Genomic DNA, 17,377 nt, shown 5'->3' with positions numbered 1-17,377 from the left:
ACGTCTCCCTCAGCAGCTTGTCTGTTCGTCATGGTGGTGTCCAACCGCCCAGCATCGCGCCTTGCGTCCCTCTGGCAAGCTGTCCAGGCTTGGCTCGGACGCCATACACTGGTTTCCCATACCGCTGGATTTGGCAATGGCGCACCGGGGATGAAACCGGCAGCCGCATGACAGTTCGTGGGCATGCGCGCTCGATCCGGGAATCGACAGCAACTGACCCGCACCATCGGTGGTGAGCAACGAACAACTGATCAGCGCTTTGGTGTAGGGATGCTGCGGCGCCTTGAGGATGGCCTGCGTCGGCCCCTCTTCAACGATACGCCCCGCATACATGACCGCAATGCGGTCAGCGAAAGCAGCGACGACCGAAAGGTCATGGGTAATGAGCAGCGTAGCGAGGCTACGCTTCCGGCGCTCATCATCGAGCAACCGCAGTATTTGCGCTTGCACAGTGACGTCGAGCGCTGTCGTCGGCTCATCGGCAATGAGGAGTTGCGGATTACCCGAAAGAGCCGTGGCAATCATCACGCGCTGCGCCATACCGCCGGAGAGCTCGTGCGCGAAGCATTGGGCTCGGGCCGAGGGGTCAGGAATGCCGACATCGCGCAACATGTTGACCACCCGGCCGAGCGCTGAGTGACGGCTCATCTTGCGGTGAACCCAGAGCGGTTCAGCCACTTGCGTCCTGACACGGCTGGTTGGATCGAGCATGGCCTGCGGCTGCTGGAACAGCATTCCTATGTCCGCACCGCGCAGGGCGTCGAGTTCTGCAGGCGAGAGGGCAAGGATATCCCGCCCGGCAAAGGAAATACGACCGGAGGTGATCTCGGCGTCAGGCGGCAGCAGGCGCATCAGGGACAGCGCCGTCATGCTTTTGCCGGATCCCGATTCGCCAACGAGCGCAACCACCTCGCCGGCATTGACGGAAAGCGTCAGGCCCGAGATCACGGACTTTCTGCCATTCTCGCCCGGAAACGAGACATGCAAATCCTCGATCTCCAGGAGCGGTGTCCGCGATAGCAACGGAGCGGTATCGGTATGCGTTTGTCCTTCGATATTCATAAGAGTTCCCCTTATTTTTATTGAACCGGAGGGCATTTGCTAAGCCTGTGTCATGCGGCTTCGGATGACGATCCTCTCTCACGAGCGGCATTGGCTTTGTGCATGATGCGAACCGGATCACCGAAGTGCTTCGGCAGTTCATCTACGGCGGCGGCGACGTTACCGCTGGCGATAATATCCGCTAGACGCCGGTGCTCCTCCACCAGTGCCGCACTGCCGCGATAGCCGCCTCTCAGCATGAGCAGGCAGAGCTTGGTTTCGGCCTGTACGGTTGCGTACATGCGTGACAGTCTGGAGCTCCCCGCAGCATCGACCAGCTCCCGGTGGAATTCCATGTCGAGATCGGCGACCAGCGGCCAATCCTCAGCACGCGCAGCTTCGTCCATGCGAACGACCAGGCGCTTCAAGGTCAGGCTGACCTCCGGCAATGCCTCCGACTTCATGACACGGCGGATGGCGCTGCCTTCTATTGCTTCGCGAACGAAAAATATGTCCGACAGGTCGCGGTCGTTGAGTTCGGGTACAAAGACGCCCCGATGCGGTTCGCTGACCAGCAGTGCTTCCTGAATCAACCGCTGCAGCGCCTCGCGCACCGGTCCGCGGCTCACACCGAATTTCTCGGCCAGTTCCATTTCGTTGAGTTGCGAGCCAAGCGGGAAGACACCGGAAAGAATTGCCTGGCGGATTTCCTCGGCGATCTGGCCGGACAATGTCCGCCGCGTCAGCCGTTTGATCGTATTTGTATCTGCCATCAACGTCTCCTCGCTTGGTTCAATGACCGCTTGATTTCTTGGTATCGATGTTCAGACCATGCCCGATCCACGTCACGCTCAGAGCTGACAGGAAGATCGCCAGACCCGGGGCTATGACAAGGATGGGCATACGCTCGGCATAGGCCTGCGCATCCGCGAGCATCAGTGCCCAATCGGCGGCGGGCGGCTGGACGCCGAGCCCCAGAAATGACAGGCCGCCAACGGTAATCAGCTTGTGACCGAAGCGCAGGAACGCCACAGCCGCTATCGGCCGGATGGTGTTGGGGATGACATGCCGAAATATGATGAAGCGCCGGGTGCAGCCAAGCACCTCGGCGGCCCGGATATATTCCTGCGAGTTGATCGACAGGGTCAGGCCACGCGATAGCCGTGCGAACGGCGTCCATCCGACGATTGTCAGCGATGCGATCAGCGTTCCATAGCCAGGGCCGAAGATCGCCACCAGAAAGATGGCAATGACCACATCCGGGATCGATATCAGAAGATCGACGGTGCGCATCAGAACCTCATCGACAAGGCCGCGGCTGCGTCCGCTGATGATGCCGATAAATGTTCCGATCACCACCGACAAAATGACCGTAACCGCGGCAATGGTTACCGTGAAGCGCCCGCCAATCAGCACACGGCTCAGCAGGTCGCGTCCGAGGTGATCGGTGCCAAGCCAGTGAACAGCGCTCGGGGCATTGAGCCTCAAACGCAGGCTCTGCTGCGCAGGGTTGTAGGGAGATATCCAGGGCGCAATGATCAGCAGCGCGAGAATGACAAGGAAGATCGCCGAGCCGACGAAGAATGTCCAGTGCCGCCGCCGGATGAAGGCGACAACGCCGCTCAATGCAGACGGACGCTTGCGGCGGCTATAAAGGGCGACTGCCATCGGAGCCTCTGTGGAATGACTAATGGTCATGACTTCCCCGCATTGCTGGATTGATCAGGACGTAAAGAGCGTCAGCGAGCGTGTTGATCAGGATTGACAATGCGACGATGCAGACAAATCCGCCTTGCAGCATGGGGATATCGCGATTGATCACGGCGTCGTAGAGGAGCCGGCCCATACCGGGTATGGCGAAGATCACTTCCACGACGACTGAGCCCCCGAGCAGGCCTGCAAGCCAAAGGGCAAAGAACGTGACAACCGGCAATGAACCATTGCGAATGCCATGGCGCATCACCGTGCCATGCATGCCGAGACCGCGGCTGCGTGCGGCGGTGATATAAGGTGCGCGCAAGACATCGGCCATGGCAGCCCGCGTCACCTGCGTGAAATAGGCAAGCGGCCGAAGCGTGAGCGTTAGTGCCGGAAGCACCAGTGAACGCCAGCTGTCCCAGCCGGCCGATGGCAACCAGCCGAGATAGAGGGCAAACACAAGCGCGGACATGGGTGCAAACCAGTATTCCGGTGTTGCAACGAAAGTCTGGATCATCAGCGTGGTGAAATTATCCAGGCGGCCGCCCGGCCGCATGGCTGCCAGGGTGCCGAGCGGCAAGGCAACGACGACTGCTATTGCCAATGCGGTAAGCGCCAGGGTGATCGATACGCCAAGCGCACGGGCAAGCTCAGCGGCGACTGGCTGACTGCTTGTAAAGGAGAAACCCAGATCGCCGCTTAAGGCGCTGCCCAACCACGTAAAATACTGGACGTATAGCGGACGATCGAGGCCGAGGCTTGTGCGGAGCGCTTCGACCGCATGCGGATCGAGTGCCGTATCGCGCATGCGCGAAAACAGGATCGTCCGGGCAGGATCGCCGCCCGTCATATAGGGCAAAAGGAACGCGATTACGGAAACGATCGCCAGCATCAGACATAGAATGAGGAAGCGTCTTAGTGTCTGTATCCACATATCCTGGCTCCTTTCTCCGCAATGGTTCTAGTGCAGCAAATCCTGCAGCCGGTAATAGGCGCCCACGAAGGGCAGAAACCAGGGCTTGCCAAAATGCCCTGGAATGGCGGGCCAATCGAGCTTGCGCCAGACATTGGCATCCGGCTTGCCACTCATGACATCGGCCATGACCGAACCCATATGCGTCGACATCTGCGTGCCATGTCCACTATAGCCCATCGAATAGAACAGACCCTCATGTTCGCCTGCGCGGGGCAGACGATCTGCCGTCATGTCAACCAGCCCGCCCCAGCAATAATCGATGCGCACACCCGCCAGCTGCGGGAAGACGGATAGCATTGTCTTCTCGAGTATCTTGCCGCTCTTGGCGTCTGATGCGGGACTCGACATGGCAAAGCGCGCACGCCCTCCAAACAACAGCCGATTGTCCGGCGTGATCCGGAAATAGCTTCCGACATTCTTTGAATCCGTCGCCATGCGCCGGGTGGGCATGATCTCGTCGATGAGCGGCAGCGGCAGCGGTTCCGTCACAATTATGAAGCTGCCGATTGGAATGATGCGGCGGCGGAAGCGCGCGAACGGGCCGGCAACCGATGTGCCGGTTGCCAGCAGCACCTGCGAGGCACGGATGGATCCTTTTGCCGTGACGACTTCGTGCTGGTAGCCGGAGATACGTTTGAGCTTGGTCACCGGGGCCTTCTCGTAGATTTTGGCGCCATGACGAACAGCGGCAGAAGCCATGCCTTGCGCGAACTTGCCCATATGCATCCCGGCGCTCTTGGTGAAGGCCAGTCCGCCGAAATAGCGGTCCGTTCCAACTTCCGAACGAAGGCTGTCACGACTAATAAGCGCGGTGTCCTGATCGACGTCCCTTGCAAGAATCTCGTAGGTCCTTGCCAGCTTGTCGTAATGCTCTGGCTTGGCAGCAAGCTTGATCTTGCCGGTCCGCCGGAAATCACAATCGATGGCTTCGTCGGTGACGAACCGCTCGACCGTATCCACAGCCGCATCATAGGCGCGATAAAATGAGCGGGCAGTATCGAGGCCGAAACGCGCGACCGCCCCGGAGTAATCGATTGCAACACCGTTGTTGCACTGACCGCCATTGCGGCCGGAAGCGCCGCTGCCGATTTGCCCCGCTTCAATCAGGACCACGTCAGCGCCTTTCTTGGCAAGGCTGACCGCCGCGGCGAGCCCGGTGAATCCGCCACCAATGACCGCCACGTCCGCCCGGCCCGACAGTCCGCCGCTGGCGGCGGCTGCAAACGGGGGGACGGTGTCCAGCCAATAGGATTGGAGTTTCATTCGTCAGTTTCCATCATGTCTCGCCCAGGACGACTGCCAGTTCACCCCTTGGAGAACCGCAGGAACCCGCCCTCCAGGCTGCGTCTGACATGAATGGTGTCACAAGTTTTAGGATTGTCAACAATCCGAATGTTTCACTAAGCCAATTATTGAGGGTAATTTAGGCATGTCTATAGAAAACGCAATAATTGGGCAATTCAGCGTTCTGCAGCAGCAGAATCTGTTGGCAAATTCGGAAGATTTCGGGCAGCGCCGGCGGCAGAACCCGGCGTTCGAGTTTCAATTCGTTGGAAGAATAGCGGCGGAAATTCGCACGCCGGTCATGGCGCTCGACACGCGTTCAAAGATATTTGGTGATTTCCTTGAACTCGTCGATGGGCTTGCGCTGTTCCCTCGGCAAGGCCCCGACTGTCTCTTCAAGGCAATGATCGAGGTGGTCCTGGATCAATGTGCGCTTTGCCTGGCTTATGGCTTTTTCGACGGCATGAAGCTGCTGGGCAATATCAAGACATGAGCGGTGGCTTTCGATCATTTCGACGACACTGCGCAGATGGCCATTGGCACGTTTCAGCCGTTTGGCAATGTCAGCATGATGTTCGTGAACGTGATGTTCCTGCGCTGGAGCTGCTTGATCTGTCATTGTGGTCTCCAAGAGCATTGCCAGTCTCTTTCCTGTTTCTCTTGATACGCGACGTCGTGGCAAAAGGGTAGTGTCAGGCGTCCACCAGTTGCAGCTTCTTGTCGAAATGCGTGCTGAAGTCCCATTCGCCGATATTCTCGTAACCGACCGACTTCCAGAAACCGATGGTAGCCATCGCATCGCTGGATGCATGAAGGTACATATTCGTATAACCGAGTTTCAGCGACTCTTCCTCGACCAGCAGGTTGAGCTTCGTGCCAAGTCCATGACCGCGCTGGTCCTTGCGCACATAAAGCCGCCAAAGCGAGCCGACCTTGTCAGGTTCGGGATAGCGAACACGGAACGCTTCCACGAGTGCCGGCTTGAACCTCAAGCCCCGAACGCCGACCGTCGCGACCAAGTCATTGTGCTCATTCGACACGATCCAGAACGCACCGCGATTGGGCTGCGCATAATGGTTTTCCGCTTCCGGACGAAGCAACGTGTCAATGTCGAGGTGCCAATCGGGATTGTAGTCGAAACCGTAGAACTCCTTGATCGTATCAAGGCAGAACTGGCGGGCAGCAGCGTGCGCCGGCGTTGCCGAACCGGTAAGGCGCGAAAGCGTAAAATTACTGGGTAGCTGCATGATCTCTCTCCCTTGCAGCGCCCACCGCGGCAATGCCACGATGGGCAGTTCCACTGGTAAGGATTAAAGAACGGGCAGGCTGCGCTTCACAAGATCGGCACCGTCCTTGAGGATAAGCCGAATATGGGTCGCATCATCAACCTTGCCACTGGCGATCAGCGTTGACTGATCCGGACCCGGCATCAGCAGGAGCTGGCGTACCTGGTAGTCCTCCGCTTTGGGTCCGATGGCTTCAACCTCGATCTTTTCTTCGGACGCGGCTGCAGTCGCCATGCCATCCTTGTGCCATTTCAGCAGCCAGCGCCCTGGACCGGACCGGGTGACCTCGACCTCAGCTCCGCCGCTGAGCGGAATGACTGAACCGCCGACCGTACCGGTCCTCGCTTCCAGCGGCGCTGCACCCGGCACAGCCGCCTCCCGCGTATGGAAATGACTCCCATGCAGCACCATGATCCGTACGCGGCGGGCGCGATCGACATCGCCGGTCACTGCCACGGTCGAGGCTTTCGACCCTTTCGACACGGACAGGGGATAGACCGCACCACTGTCGTCGATTGCATCAACCTTGATTTCTTCAAGTGGCGGCGCCTTGTAGTCAGGTTTCCCCGCCTCGCTGAAAGCGAGCTCCCAGCTTCGGTTACCAAGGTCGACAATATCCACCATTTGGCCATGTCCCATATGAATGCTCTGTGTCGTCATCGTTCCGGTCCTCAGTTGTTTTGCAGAAAGAGATATTTGCACTATCCGTCGGCGCACTCAGGCCGCAGAACGAACCCTGATCTGAACAGCATTCAGCGCTGGCAGATGTCCCTTGAGTTCGCGCTCATAATGGTTCGCAACCCGGTCGGCGGCTGCAACCGGTAGATCAGGATCCATGGCGATATCGATGTCCGCACGCAATTTGTGACCGAGCCAGCGTGCCTTGACGTCCAGAACGCTGACAATGCCCGGCACGTGTTCAGCCGTGTGTGTGATTTCGTCAAGAACACCGGGTTCCACGCCATCGAGCATGCGGGTGAAGACTGCGCGTGCAGATTGCCAGACGATACCGAAGATCATGAAAGTGATGATTAAGCCGACGATCGGATCCGCAAGCGGAAAGCCAAGCCACACGCCGCCCGCTCCGACGACAACAGCCAGGCTGCCGAAGCCATCGACTCGGGCATGATACCCGTCCGCAATCAGCGCGGCACTGTTGATCTGACGTCCAACGCGGATGCGAAACTCGGCAACAGCTTCATTACCCAGAAACCCGATTATGCCTGCCATGACCAGAACGCCGATCATCTCGATCGGCTGCGGATTGAGCAGGCGCTCGATCGACACGTAGCCCGCATAGAGAGCGCTGAACAGGATCAAACCGACGATCACGACGCCTGCCAGATCCTCCACGCGATTGAGCCCGTAGTTGAAGGTACGGGACGCTGCCTTGCGGGCAAAGAGAAACGCTATGCCGAGCGGGATGGCGGTCGCCGCATCACCGAAATTGTGGATCGTATCGGCCAGAAGCGCGACGCTGCCGGTCAGATAGACGATGGCAACCTGTGCCATTGTGGTGACCATCAGGATAATGAAAGACCACTTGATCGCCCAGAGACCCTTGCTGGTCGACGCGATCGTCGCATCGATCACCCCATGTGTGTGGCCGTGATCGTCGTCCCCGTGACCATGCCCATGGCTGTGGCCATGACCACCCGAATGGGCAAAACCCGGATCAGGCGCAAAGCCCATCCAAACAAGCGCTGATTTGATCATTGCGTTCTCCTCTGGAGTCTGTTTCTAAACTCCCACTTATACCATCCCCCTGGAGGGGATAAGTCAACGCAATTTTCATGGTTAGATCAGCACAATATTCTGCTTTGAGCGAGAAAACAGAATGTATGCAAGCCGGCCTACCCTGTGCTGCCGTCAGCCGGCCAGCGTACCTTTCAGTGCGCCGGATCGCTTGGACGCGGCGACCGGTGGCACGAAATCATCGGCATCAGGGTGTGCGAGGTCCTGAATAATGGGGCAGTCGGGCCGGCCATCGCCGTGGCAGTGTGTAGCGAGGTGGCGCAGCGTATTTGCCATTTCCTGAAGCTGGCGCATCTTCGCCTCCAGTTCCTCGACATGTTGCAGCGCGATGCGTTTTACATCGGACGAGGCACGGCTTCGGTCGCGCCACAGCGCCAGCAGATGGCGAATCTGCTCGATTGAAAATCCAAGATCCCTGCCGCGCCGGATGAAGCGCAATGTCTCAAGATCGTTGCCCGAATAGACACGATAGCCGGAACCGGTGCGGTCGGCAGACTTGATCAGGCCGATCGATTCATAGTGCCGGATCATTTTTGCTGAAACGCCCGATGCGGCGGCTGCTTCACCAATGTTCATAGTCTTGCTCCTGTCAGTTCGTCTAGCGTTCCGGCGTAAAGAACACGTCCGCATGGATGTCCGCGGCGCGGATGCCCCGTTCGATCAATAGCGGAGCCGTAGCATCGATCATGGCGGGCGGTCCGGCAAGATAGGCTTTCCAACCATCAAGGTCGCTGAAATCCTCTGCCACAACCGCTCCAACCTGCCCACTGCGCTTTCCTGGCTGCGCTTCCTGCGACAAGACAGGAACAAAGCTGAGATTGCCGTGCAACGTACTCAATTCGCGAAAGTGCTCGATCATATATAGGTCACGTGATGCCCTTGCGCCAAAATAGACATGGATCGGCTGCCCCATGTTTCTGGCAAGCGCTGTCTCGGCAACGGCCTTGACCGGTGCCAAGCCCGAACCGCCCGCTATGCCAAGGATGGGCCCCCGGTGTTTTTCACGCAGGAAGGAGGAGCCGAACGGCCCTTCGATCGTGATGGTGTCGCCAGCGGTCGCCTGGGCAAAGATCCGGGCGCTGGTTGCGCCGCCCGTTACATGCCTGATGTGGAATTCGATCAGTTCTTCATCTGGGCGGCTCGCAATCGAATAATCGCGCGGCGGGCTGCCCGGATAGAGAAAGCGCACATATTGCCCGGCCCGAAAGTCGAATTGATGGCGATTGCCGATTTTGACCCGCACCAGCTTGATGTCATGCGTTGCCTGAACCGTCTGCGCGATCACACCTTCGAAGCGGCCGGCTGGGATATCGGCAATCTCGTCGGCACCATCGAGCCAGCGGATCGTCACATTGCTCCTCGGCATGGCGCGGCACGCCAGTGTCAACCCTTCCGCCTTCTCCTCTTCCGTCAAGGAGAACGGCGTATGTTTGAGGAGCTCGACCTCTCCGGAAACGAGATGCGACTTGCAGGCACCGCACCGGCCCATCCGGCAGCCATGCGGATAGGCAATCCCGGCTGCAAGGGCGGCATGCAAGATTGTTTCCCCATCCTGGACAGCAATCCCTCGTCCGATCTGCGGTAGGTAGGCTGTGTTGATATTCGTCATCGATCCGGCCCCTATTCCGCGGCAGCGAGCACGCCGGAGTGCGCCGTATCGATCCGGTCCTGCAGCGGCGGGCTGAAGCGCTTGAGCCGCAGGGCGTTAGTCAGGACGAACACGCTCGAGAGAGCCATGGCACCCGCTGCAAGCACGGGTGACAACAATGTGCCATTGACTGGGTAGAGTGCGCCTGCAGCTACCGGGATCAACGCCGCATTATAGGCAAAGGCCCAGAAAAGGTTCTGACTGATGTTGCGGATTGTCGCTTTCGACAGGGCAATGGCATTGACCACGCCGCGCAAATCTCCGGACATCAGCACCACATCGGCACTTTCAATCGCCACATCCGTGCCTGTGCCAATGGCAAGGCCTACGTCTGCGGCCGCCAAAGCCGGCGCGTCGTTGATGCCGTCACCGACGAAGGCGACGCGCTGCCCTTTGGATGCCAGTCGTTTGACGGCCTCGACCTTGCCATCAGGCAGCACTTCCGCCACGACTTCGTCGATATCCAGGCGGCGCGCAATCGCTTCCGCCGTGCGGCGGTTGTCGCCCGTGATCATCGCGACCTTGAGGCCGAGCGCATGCAATGCTGCAATCGCTTCCGGCGTCGTCGGCTTGATCGGGTCGGAGACCGTGATAATCGCGGCAAGCCTGCCGTCAACGGCCGCATAGAGCGGTGACTGCCCTTCCCGGCCAAGGCGCTCGGCATCATCCGCAAAACTTGCAACATTGTGACCAAGCTTGGCCATAAACCGGTCGGCACCCACTTCGACCTTCCGTCCGGCAATGGTTGCGGCAACGCCAAAACCTGGCGTCGCTTCAAAATTGTCGGCCGTGCTGAGTTGCAGGCTTTCGCGCTTGGCGGCTTCGACGATGGCTTCGGCAATCGGATGCTCCGAGCGTGCCTCAAGCGAGGCAACGAGGCTCAGGATTTCGTTGCGGCTGAAACCCTCACTTGTCTTGAAATAGGCAAGGGTCGGTTTGCCGAGTGTCAGCGTCCCGGTCTTGTCGACTGCGATCACATCAGCGTCACGCAGCGTTTGCAGGGCATCACCACGCCGGAAGAGCACACCCATTTCGGCGGCGCGGCCGGTACCCACCATGATCGAGGTCGGCGTTGCAAGGCCCATCGCGCAAGGGCAGGCAATAATGAGAACAGCAACCGCATTCACCAAGGCAAAGGTCAGTGCGGGCTCGGGACCGAAAATAACCCAGACGATGAACGTCGCTGCAGCGGCAAACATGACGGCCGGCACGAACCAGTTTGTCACCTTGTCCACCATCGCCTGAATCGGCAGCTTGTCGGCCTGTGCCTCTTCAACCATGCGAATGATCTGGGCGATCAGCGTGTCACTGCCAACCTTCGTGGCCCGGAAAGTGAATGAGCCATTCTTGTTGACTGTACCGCCGACAACTTCGCAACCGGCAACCTTGGTCACAGGCACAGGCTCGCCGGTAATCATCGATTCATCGACGTAAGACGAACCGTCGACCACCTCACCGTCGACCGGCACTTTCTCGCCGGGACGGACAATGATCACATCACCGGCCTGTACTTCCTGCAGCGGCACGTCAACGGCTTCGCCATTGCGCAGAACGCGTGCAGACTTGGCCTGAAGTCCGAGAAGCCGCTTTATGGCTTCGCTCGTGCGGCCCTTGGCGCGCGCCTCGAGGAAGCGCCCAAGTAGGATGAGCGTCACGATGACAGCGGCTGCCTCGTAGTAGATGTTGGTTGTGCCTTCGGGCAGGAGCTCGGACGCAAAGGTGGCGATGACCGAGAATCCCCATGCGGCTGTCGTACCGAGCACGACCAGCGAATTCATGTCTGGTGCCAATCGCAGCAACGCGGGCACGCCCTTCTTGAAAAAACGTAAACCGGGACCGAAGAGCACCAGCGTGGTGAGCACGAACTGGAGATACCAGCTTTCCTGCATGCCAACCTTGTCCATAACAAACTCATGGATGGAAGGAACGAGATGCGATCCCATTTCGAGGACAAACACCGGTATCGTCAGGAGAGCGGCGGCCGCAAGGCTGATCTTCAGGCTGCGCAATTCGGCTTCGCGCCGGTCATGCTCACCATCTTCGGCCTTGCCTGTTACAACCTCACTTGCTGCGTAACCTGCCGCCTTGATGGCCTCCGCCAAACGGGAGGCCGTCGCGCTTCCGCCGGCGACCCTGACAGTCGCCCGTTCCGTTGCGAGGTTGACACTGGCATTGGTCACGCCGGATACGGCCTTCAAGGCCTTCTCGACCCGGCCGACACAGGACGCGCAGGTCATGCCCTCAATGTCGAGTTCGATTGTTTTCTCGCCGACCTCATAGCCCGCATTGCGAATCGCATTGATCACAGCAGGAACATCGGGTGCACCGGAAAAGGCAATGTCAGCCCGCTCCGTTGCAAGATTGACCGAAGCCTTGGCGACGCCGGGCACATTGGCGATGGCTTTTTCCACCCGGCCAACACATGAGGCGCATGTCATGCCTTCAATTTCTATCTGGTGATTGGGTCGAATTTGAACGTCTGACATACTCATTGGAAGACCTCGTTTCATCCTGTTGGCAGGAAGATAGGGCTTCCCATCGTGGTAAGGTCAAGGCCTCCAAATGGATCCAATTGATCGGGTCAATTTTCCAGAACCGCCGCAGCATTCCTGTCGAGCAAGGCCTGCAGTCCAAGAGCAGGATATTGCACGTCGAGATCGCGAATATCCTCAAGCAGTTCAGCGATGATCCAGTCCCGGATGAGCGAAACTACAGGCCGACGCGGCTTGTCCCGCATGCGAACCAGATGGCAAAGCCGTCCCGTCACCATCAGATCCTGCCGAGCCGGCACAAGGGCCCGTGTGCGCAGCCAGTGGGCGACGACATTCAGCCAGCCCAACGCAACGCCCTGGCCGAGAAGCGCCGCTTGCACGACGATCGCATAATCGGAAAATATCAGCGAATTTACGGTCTCACCCGCCTGGCGCGGCAGGAACAGCCCGGACCAGTCCGGCTGCGCGCTGTCCAGATTGACGATCGTGTAGACGGGCGCCTCCACGCCCTCCTGCCCGGTCGCGTATTGCTCATAATAGGACGGGCTGCAGATTGGCATCAGGATTTCCGGCATGATCAGCGTCGCCTCTTGCCGTTCATCCGAGCCGTCGACAAAACGCATTCCAAGATCGACATCGGCGACCGAGCCACCAAGTGCGCCGATGACGAGCTGGAAGCGCAGATCGACATTCGGAAACTCCGCTTTGAACTTGCTCATGCGAGGCATCAACCAATGCGTGGTGAAGCCGGTTGAAACCGAGAGCGAGACTGTTTCGAGGCCCGTCTGCCGGTCCTCGATTTCCCGCAGCGCATTTTCAATTCCCGAAAAGCCTTTGGTGATGCTGTCGAAAAGGATGGTGCCGGCCTCGCTCAAGGACGACCCAGTTGGAATGCGAACGAAAAGCTGCGTGCCGAGATGTTCCTCCAGCCGTGCGATCATGCGGCTGACCGCAGCCGGCGTGACATTCAGTTCGTTCGCTGCTTTGGAAAAATTGCCGCAACGCGCTGCGGCCTCGAAAGTAAAGAGGGCATTCATCGACGGCAGGGAACGGCGTAGCAGGGTCATTACACCATGTAACACCTCCGCCAACTTTTTTTCAATTGCCAGCTAATCCATCTTTTGGTCTCCTACCATCAACAGGCTTTTTGGAAAGGCCAAGAACAAGGGGAATTCGATACGGTATTGTCGCCTGACGGGTAGACCTTCGTCAGCGAAAGGAGCTGTATATCTCTGCTCAATGAACAGGATTGCATCTGGCTTCGGGGCCGGTTTGCAAGGAAAGTTGCAGTGGATTTCAATGAATATCGCGAATAATATCGAAAGTGTCGGCGTATCAATCCGCAATGCTCGCAAGAGTTACGGAGCCTTTCACGCCCTTGACGATGTGAGCCTTGAGGTCGGAGCGGGCGAATTCGTTTCCCTGCTTGGCCCCTCGGGTTCAGGCAAGACCACCTTTCTCGGCGTCCTCGGCGGCTTCGTGCAGCCTACCTCCGGGTCGGTCTTCCTGGGAGAGCGGGATATTACATATGCTCCGCCTCACAAGCGCGATATTGGTATCGTCTTTCAGAACTACGCGCTGTTTCCCCATATGAGTGTCGGCGAGAATGTAGCCTTCCCCCTGCGTGCACGCCGCCTGCCAAAGTCGACATGGGCTGCAAAGGTGCGGGACGCGCTTTCGATGGTCGAACTCGCAGGTTTCGAGCACCGGCGCATCACCGAACTTTCCGGCGGCCAGCGCCAGCGCGTCGCTCTTGCGCGCGCCATCATCTTTGAACCGCGACTTATTTTGATGGACGAACCGTTGTCGGCGCTTGACAAGCAATTGCGCGAAAACATGCAGATCGAACTTCGCCATCTGCACCAGAAACTCCGCGCAACCATTATTTACGTGACCCATGATCAGCGCGAAGCGCTGACGATGAGCGACCGTGTCGCCATCATGAATCGCGGCAAGATCGTACAGATCGATACCCCGGTCCGGCTGCACGACCACCCGGCGGATTCCTTTGTCGCAAGCTTCATCGGTGAAGCGACGCTTGTCCCCGTGGAATATGCCGCGGCAGACAGTGCCAAACTCGGGCCGTATCTTCTGCGCTCGGCACATCCAATCCCGCAGGGCAACAAGATATTCCTCGCCGTGCATGCCGAAAAACTGCTGATCGCCGATGAAGCCGACGACGGACTTCTGAACCGCATGACCGGCACCGTCACCGAGGTCCTCTATCAAGGTGAGAGCGCCCGCGTCTTTGTACAACTGGACGATGGCACGAGGCTGAGCCTGCGCCAGCCGAGCAATCATACGGGCCTGACAAAGATCAAGCCCGTGGGATCGCGAATGACCATCGCGCTCCACCCGCAGGACACCATCGTGGTCCCCAAGGCGTCTTATTAAGAAATATCCGCAATCCGAACAAACTGACGAGAGAATGCAAATGTCACTTACATCCTTCAAAGTCCTCACATTCGACGTTGTCGGCACACTGATCGACTTCGAAACCGGCGTCATCAGCGCCATCCGCGAACTTGGCGGCGACAAGGCGGCCAGCGCTCCCGAAGACGAGATTTTCGAAGCATACAAGCGCGGCAGAGACAAATTCTACGGCCGCTCCAGCTTTGCCATGAAGGACGTGTATCTGTCGCTTGCCAACGAACTCGGCTTCCGCAATGACCAGGCGACGGCTGATGCCTTCCAGCTCTCGATATTCCGCTGGCCCGCCTTTACCGATTCCGTTGCTGCACTGAAGCGGCTGCGCAAGAATTTCCGCCTGGTGGCGATGACGAATGCGGATCGCACTGCCTTCTCCGCATATTCCGCGACGCTCGGCAATCCATTCCATGACAGCGTTACCTGTGATGAGACCGGCGTTGCCAAGCCAAACCCGCAGTTCTTCGCGTTCAACCGCGGCCGGCAGTCCGCCCACGGTTACCAATTCAACGAGATTCTGCACGTGGCGCAGAGCCAGCATCACGACATTGGTGTCGCCAAGGACCTTGGCTACACCGTGTGCTGGATCGAGCGGCGCCAAGGGCTGAAAGGTTTTGGCGGCACACCTGCGCCGGCAACCTTGACCAAGCCCGACTACCACTTCTCGTCCCTGAAACAGCTTGCCGATGCGGTCGACGCGGAAATTCTGAGCTTCCACAAGTCGGCAACGGCAGCCTGATCCGGAGCCCCGCGCCAATGGCCCCCGTCCCGCCCCTGTCCGAAATCGCATCGCTCTGGAGTGATACCGCTGCGAGCCAGCCGCGCTTCGGCAAGCTGTCCGGCGGCGGGCAATATGATGTCGCCATCATCGGCGGAGGCTATACGGGACTTTCGGCGGCCCGCTATCTGGCGCGCAAAGGCCTCAGCCCGGTCGTGCTTGAGGCGTGCCGCGTCGGCTGGGGCGCGAGCGGACGCAATGGCGGCGTGGTTTCGGGCAAGTTCCGCCTCACCTTCTCCGGCATCGCCGAAGGCTGGGGCATCGACATGGCGCGGCACATGCACGACCTCGGTATCCAAGCCATCGATCATGTTGGCGAGCTGGTTGAAGCCTATGGCATCAAGGAGGCCAATTTTCAGGAAAGTGGCAGCCTTCGCTGCGCCCACAATGAAGTATCGCTTGCAGCCCTCAGGAAGGAAGTTGCCTGGCTCAATGACGTGCTTGGTGATCATTCTACATCCATCCTTGCGCCAGCGCAGATGCTGGAGGAAACCGGATCGGCCGGTTTCACCGGTGGACTTCTCAATACCCATGGCGGTGTGATCCATCCGCTCAATTTCGTTCGCGGCCTTGCGGCCGGCGTAGATGCTGAAGGCATTGCAATTTTTGAGCAGAGCCCGGTCACGGCGCTACGGCGTGATGGCGCGAGGCTGGTGCTGGAAACACCGGGCGGCAACATCGGCGCCCGCCATGCGGTCATCGCCACCAATGCCTATTCCGATCTGACCGCCGCCACGCAAGAAGTGCAGCGAACGCTGATCCCGTTTCGCAGCGCCATCATCGCGACCGAACCGCTGACAGGCAAACCGGCTGCAAGGCTGCTGTCCAAGGGTCGCAGCTACACGGAGACCCGGCGTATGATGCGCTGGTTCCGCAAGTCCGGCGACCGCCTGCTGTTTGGCGGCCGCGGTGCCTTCGGCAAGAACGACTCCCCATCCGCCTTCGCCGCTTTGCAAAAGGCCATGGTCATGCAGTTTCCGGAACTCGCCGATGTCAAGGTAACGCATCGCTGGTCCGGCCTGGTGGGCATGACGCTCGACAGCATTCCGCATGTCGGGCGGCTCGACGACAGGATCAGCTATGCCGTCGGATACAACGGTACGGGAGTCGCGATGTCGACGCTGATGGGCAAATATCTCGCCGACATCGTTACCGGCGACCAGCCGAATATCGGACTTCTTGCGTCAGAGCGGCTGAAAAAAGTTCCTTTCTACCCCATTCGAGAACCCGCCGTCCGGCTTGTTGCCGGCTGGTACCAGTTCCTTGATGCAATCGGGCGATAAGACCCGTCGACTTGAGTTTCCGTTAAAGAGGCCTGGTGCCTCGTCAAGAACAGAGGAGAACGAGTATGCTGTACAGACATTCCAAAGTTGCCCTCGCGGCGGCCGTTGCGGGCATGACCGTAATAGCCACGTCCGCTTTTGCCGAAGAGATTACCTTCATTTCCCAGGGCGGCGCCTATCAGGAGGCCCAGACCAAGGCCATTCTTGATCCGGTGGCCGAGAAACTGGGCATCACCATCAACCAGGACAGTTCGCCCGACGCCTGGCCGGTGATCAAGACGCAAGGCGCGACCGGAAAGCCGGTATGGGACGTGGTCGATACGCCAACGAAGGACTGCATTCGGGGCGGTGAACAGGGGCTGATCGAAAAGCTCGATTTCAGCAAGATTCCCAATGCCGAAAAGATGCCGGAAAAATACAAGACGCCCTATTCGGCAGCATATGAATTCTATTCAAGCGTGCTTGCCTACAACAAGAGCAAGTTTGGCGATAATCCGCCGCAATCATGGGCCGACTTCTGGGATGTGAAGAAGTTCCCGGGAACGCGCGCGCTTCGCAATCACCCCCTGGCAACACTCGAAGCCGCGCTGCTCGCCGATGGCGTTGCCCCGGACAAGGTCTACCCGATCGACGTCGACCGTGCATTCAAGAAGCTGGAAGAGATCAAACCCCATATCACCGTCTGGTGGACCTCCGGCGGACAATCGGC

The 17,377-nt window shown here is 58.9% G+C and carries 17 protein-coding genes; 4 read left to right on the top strand and 13 right to left on the bottom strand.

Annotated elements, in window-relative coordinates; genetic code table 11:
• Positions 1-9 precede the first annotated feature (9 nt).
• The 13 genes from AAAC48_RS05880 to AAAC48_RS05820 all read right to left on the bottom strand — a co-directional run bounded on the left by AAAC48_RS05880 (position 10) and on the right by AAAC48_RS05820 (position 13,247).
• Positions 10-1,062, bottom strand: coding sequence for an ABC transporter ATP-binding protein (locus AAAC48_RS05880; protein ID WP_340653285.1), 1,053 nt, complete (start codon positions 1,060-1,062; stop codon positions 10-12).
• A gap of 50 nt (positions 1,063-1,112) precedes the next feature.
• Entirely contained in the window at positions 1,113-1,814 is a 702-nt protein-coding gene (locus AAAC48_RS05875) for a GntR family transcriptional regulator (protein ID WP_340653284.1), read from the bottom strand.
• A 19-nt stretch (positions 1,815-1,833) separates the two neighbouring features.
• The gene (locus AAAC48_RS05870) at positions 1,834-2,709 is read right to left on the bottom strand and encodes an ABC transporter permease (RefSeq protein ID WP_340653283.1); all 876 of its coding nucleotides are present in this window, start codon (positions 2,707-2,709) and stop codon (positions 1,834-1,836) included.
• A 19-nt stretch (positions 2,710-2,728) separates the two neighbouring features.
• Positions 2,729-3,673: an ABC transporter permease gene (locus AAAC48_RS05865; RefSeq protein WP_340653282.1), complete on the bottom strand. Its 945-nt coding sequence runs from the start codon at positions 3,671-3,673 to the stop codon at positions 2,729-2,731.
• A gap of 27 nt (positions 3,674-3,700) precedes the next feature.
• A complete protein-coding gene (locus tag AAAC48_RS05860; RefSeq protein ID WP_340653281.1) occupies positions 3,701-4,978 on the bottom strand; it encodes an FAD-binding oxidoreductase in 1,278 nt (425 codons plus the stop codon).
• Between the two features lie 340 nt (positions 4,979-5,318).
• Positions 5,319-5,618 carry a metal-sensing transcriptional repressor gene (locus tag AAAC48_RS05855; RefSeq protein ID WP_340653280.1) on the bottom strand — a complete coding sequence of 100 codons (300 nt, stop codon included), beginning with the start codon at positions 5,616-5,618 and terminating at the stop codon, positions 5,319-5,321.
• A gap of 73 nt (positions 5,619-5,691) precedes the next feature.
• Positions 5,692-6,246 (bottom strand): GNAT family N-acetyltransferase, encoded by a 555-nt coding sequence (locus AAAC48_RS05850; protein WP_340653279.1) that lies wholly within the window; start codon positions 6,244-6,246, stop codon positions 5,692-5,694.
• Between the two features lie 63 nt (positions 6,247-6,309).
• A complete protein-coding gene (locus AAAC48_RS05845) occupies positions 6,310-6,945 on the bottom strand; it encodes a hypothetical protein (RefSeq protein WP_340653278.1) in 636 nt (211 codons plus the stop codon).
• Between the two features lie 57 nt (positions 6,946-7,002).
• Positions 7,003-8,001: a cation diffusion facilitator family transporter gene (locus AAAC48_RS05840; RefSeq protein WP_340653277.1), complete on the bottom strand. Its 999-nt coding sequence runs from the start codon at positions 7,999-8,001 to the stop codon at positions 7,003-7,005.
• Positions 8,002-8,154: 153 nt separating this feature from the next.
• Positions 8,155-8,616 (bottom strand): Cu(I)-responsive transcriptional regulator, encoded by a 462-nt coding sequence (cueR, locus tag AAAC48_RS05835; protein WP_340653276.1) that lies wholly within the window; start codon positions 8,614-8,616, stop codon positions 8,155-8,157.
• A gap of 22 nt (positions 8,617-8,638) precedes the next feature.
• Complete coding sequence (locus AAAC48_RS05830; RefSeq protein WP_340653275.1) at positions 8,639-9,649, bottom strand: 2Fe-2S iron-sulfur cluster-binding protein; 1,011 nt, start codon at positions 9,647-9,649, stop codon at positions 8,639-8,641.
• Positions 9,650-9,660: 11 nt separating this feature from the next.
• Positions 9,661-12,174, bottom strand: a complete 2,514-nt coding sequence (locus AAAC48_RS05825; protein WP_340653301.1) for a heavy metal translocating P-type ATPase — start codon at positions 12,172-12,174, stop codon at positions 9,661-9,663.
• A gap of 95 nt (positions 12,175-12,269) precedes the next feature.
• Positions 12,270-13,247, bottom strand: coding sequence for a LysR family transcriptional regulator (locus AAAC48_RS05820; protein ID WP_340653274.1), 978 nt, complete (start codon positions 13,245-13,247; stop codon positions 12,270-12,272).
• Between the two features lie 232 nt (positions 13,248-13,479).
• Between AAAC48_RS05820 and AAAC48_RS05815 the strand changes: the two genes are divergently transcribed.
• The 4 genes from AAAC48_RS05815 to AAAC48_RS05800 form a co-directional block, all read left to right on the top strand.
• Positions 13,480-14,574: an ABC transporter ATP-binding protein gene (locus AAAC48_RS05815; protein WP_340653273.1), complete on the top strand. Its 1,095-nt coding sequence runs from the start codon at positions 13,480-13,482 to the stop codon at positions 14,572-14,574.
• Between the two features lie 40 nt (positions 14,575-14,614).
• The gene (locus tag AAAC48_RS05810; RefSeq protein ID WP_340653272.1) at positions 14,615-15,346 is read left to right on the top strand and encodes an HAD-IA family hydrolase; all 732 of its coding nucleotides are present in this window, start codon (positions 14,615-14,617) and stop codon (positions 15,344-15,346) included.
• Positions 15,347-15,363: 17 nt separating this feature from the next.
• Positions 15,364-16,668 carry an FAD-dependent oxidoreductase gene (locus AAAC48_RS05805; protein WP_340653271.1) on the top strand — a complete coding sequence of 435 codons (1,305 nt, stop codon included), beginning with the start codon at positions 15,364-15,366 and terminating at the stop codon, positions 16,666-16,668.
• Between the two features lie 65 nt (positions 16,669-16,733).
• Positions 16,734-17,377, top strand: a 644-nt coding sequence (locus AAAC48_RS05800; protein ID WP_340653270.1) for an extracellular solute-binding protein, incomplete at its 3' end; no start/stop codon positions are given.

It is taken from the genome of Phyllobacterium sp., assembly GCF_037994405.1.
Classification (GTDB): domain Bacteria; phylum Pseudomonadota; class Alphaproteobacteria; order Rhizobiales; family Rhizobiaceae; genus Phyllobacterium.
This window is presented reverse-complemented; position numbering and strand designations above follow the sequence as displayed.

What these genes read in the sequence shown, in the direction of transcription:
- cueR (WP_340653276.1), bottom strand. Translation starts at nt 8,616, where the DNA reads ATGAACATTGGTGAAGCAGCCGCCGCATCGGGCGTTTCAGCAAAAATG.
- AAAC48_RS05820 (WP_340653274.1), bottom strand. Translation starts at nt 13,247, where the DNA reads ATGACCCTGCTACGCCGTTCCCTGCCGTCGATGAATGCCCTCTTTACT.
- AAAC48_RS05815 (WP_340653273.1), top strand. Translation starts at nt 13,480, where the DNA reads ATGAATATCGCGAATAATATCGAAAGTGTCGGCGTATCAATCCGCAAT.
- AAAC48_RS05825 (WP_340653301.1), bottom strand. Translation starts at nt 12,174, where the DNA reads ATGTCAGACGTTCAAATTCGACCCAATCACCAGATAGAAATTGAAGGC.
- AAAC48_RS05880 (WP_340653285.1), bottom strand. Translation starts at nt 1,062, where the DNA reads ATGAATATCGAAGGACAAACGCATACCGATACCGCTCCGTTGCTATCG.
- AAAC48_RS05855 (WP_340653280.1), bottom strand. Translation starts at nt 5,618, where the DNA reads ATGACAGATCAAGCAGCTCCAGCGCAGGAACATCACGTTCACGAACAT.
- AAAC48_RS05850 (WP_340653279.1), bottom strand. Translation starts at nt 6,246, where the DNA reads ATGCAGCTACCCAGTAATTTTACGCTTTCGCGCCTTACCGGTTCGGCA.
- AAAC48_RS05830 (WP_340653275.1), bottom strand. Translation starts at nt 9,649, where the DNA reads ATGACGAATATCAACACAGCCTACCTACCGCAGATCGGACGAGGGATT.
- AAAC48_RS05810 (WP_340653272.1), top strand. Translation starts at nt 14,615, where the DNA reads ATGTCACTTACATCCTTCAAAGTCCTCACATTCGACGTTGTCGGCACA.
- AAAC48_RS05845 (WP_340653278.1), bottom strand. Translation starts at nt 6,945, where the DNA reads ATGACGACACAGAGCATTCATATGGGACATGGCCAAATGGTGGATATT.
- AAAC48_RS05865 (WP_340653282.1), bottom strand. Translation starts at nt 3,673, where the DNA reads ATGTGGATACAGACACTAAGACGCTTCCTCATTCTATGTCTGATGCTG.
- AAAC48_RS05870 (WP_340653283.1), bottom strand. Translation starts at nt 2,709, where the DNA reads ATGGCAGTCGCCCTTTATAGCCGCCGCAAGCGTCCGTCTGCATTGAGC.
- AAAC48_RS05840 (WP_340653277.1), bottom strand. Translation starts at nt 8,001, where the DNA reads ATGATCAAATCAGCGCTTGTTTGGATGGGCTTTGCGCCTGATCCGGGT.
- AAAC48_RS05875 (WP_340653284.1), bottom strand. Translation starts at nt 1,814, where the DNA reads ATGGCAGATACAAATACGATCAAACGGCTGACGCGGCGGACATTGTCC.
- AAAC48_RS05860 (WP_340653281.1), bottom strand. Translation starts at nt 4,978, where the DNA reads ATGAAACTCCAATCCTATTGGCTGGACACCGTCCCCCCGTTTGCAGCC.
- AAAC48_RS05805 (WP_340653271.1), top strand. Translation starts at nt 15,364, where the DNA reads ATGGCCCCCGTCCCGCCCCTGTCCGAAATCGCATCGCTCTGGAGTGAT.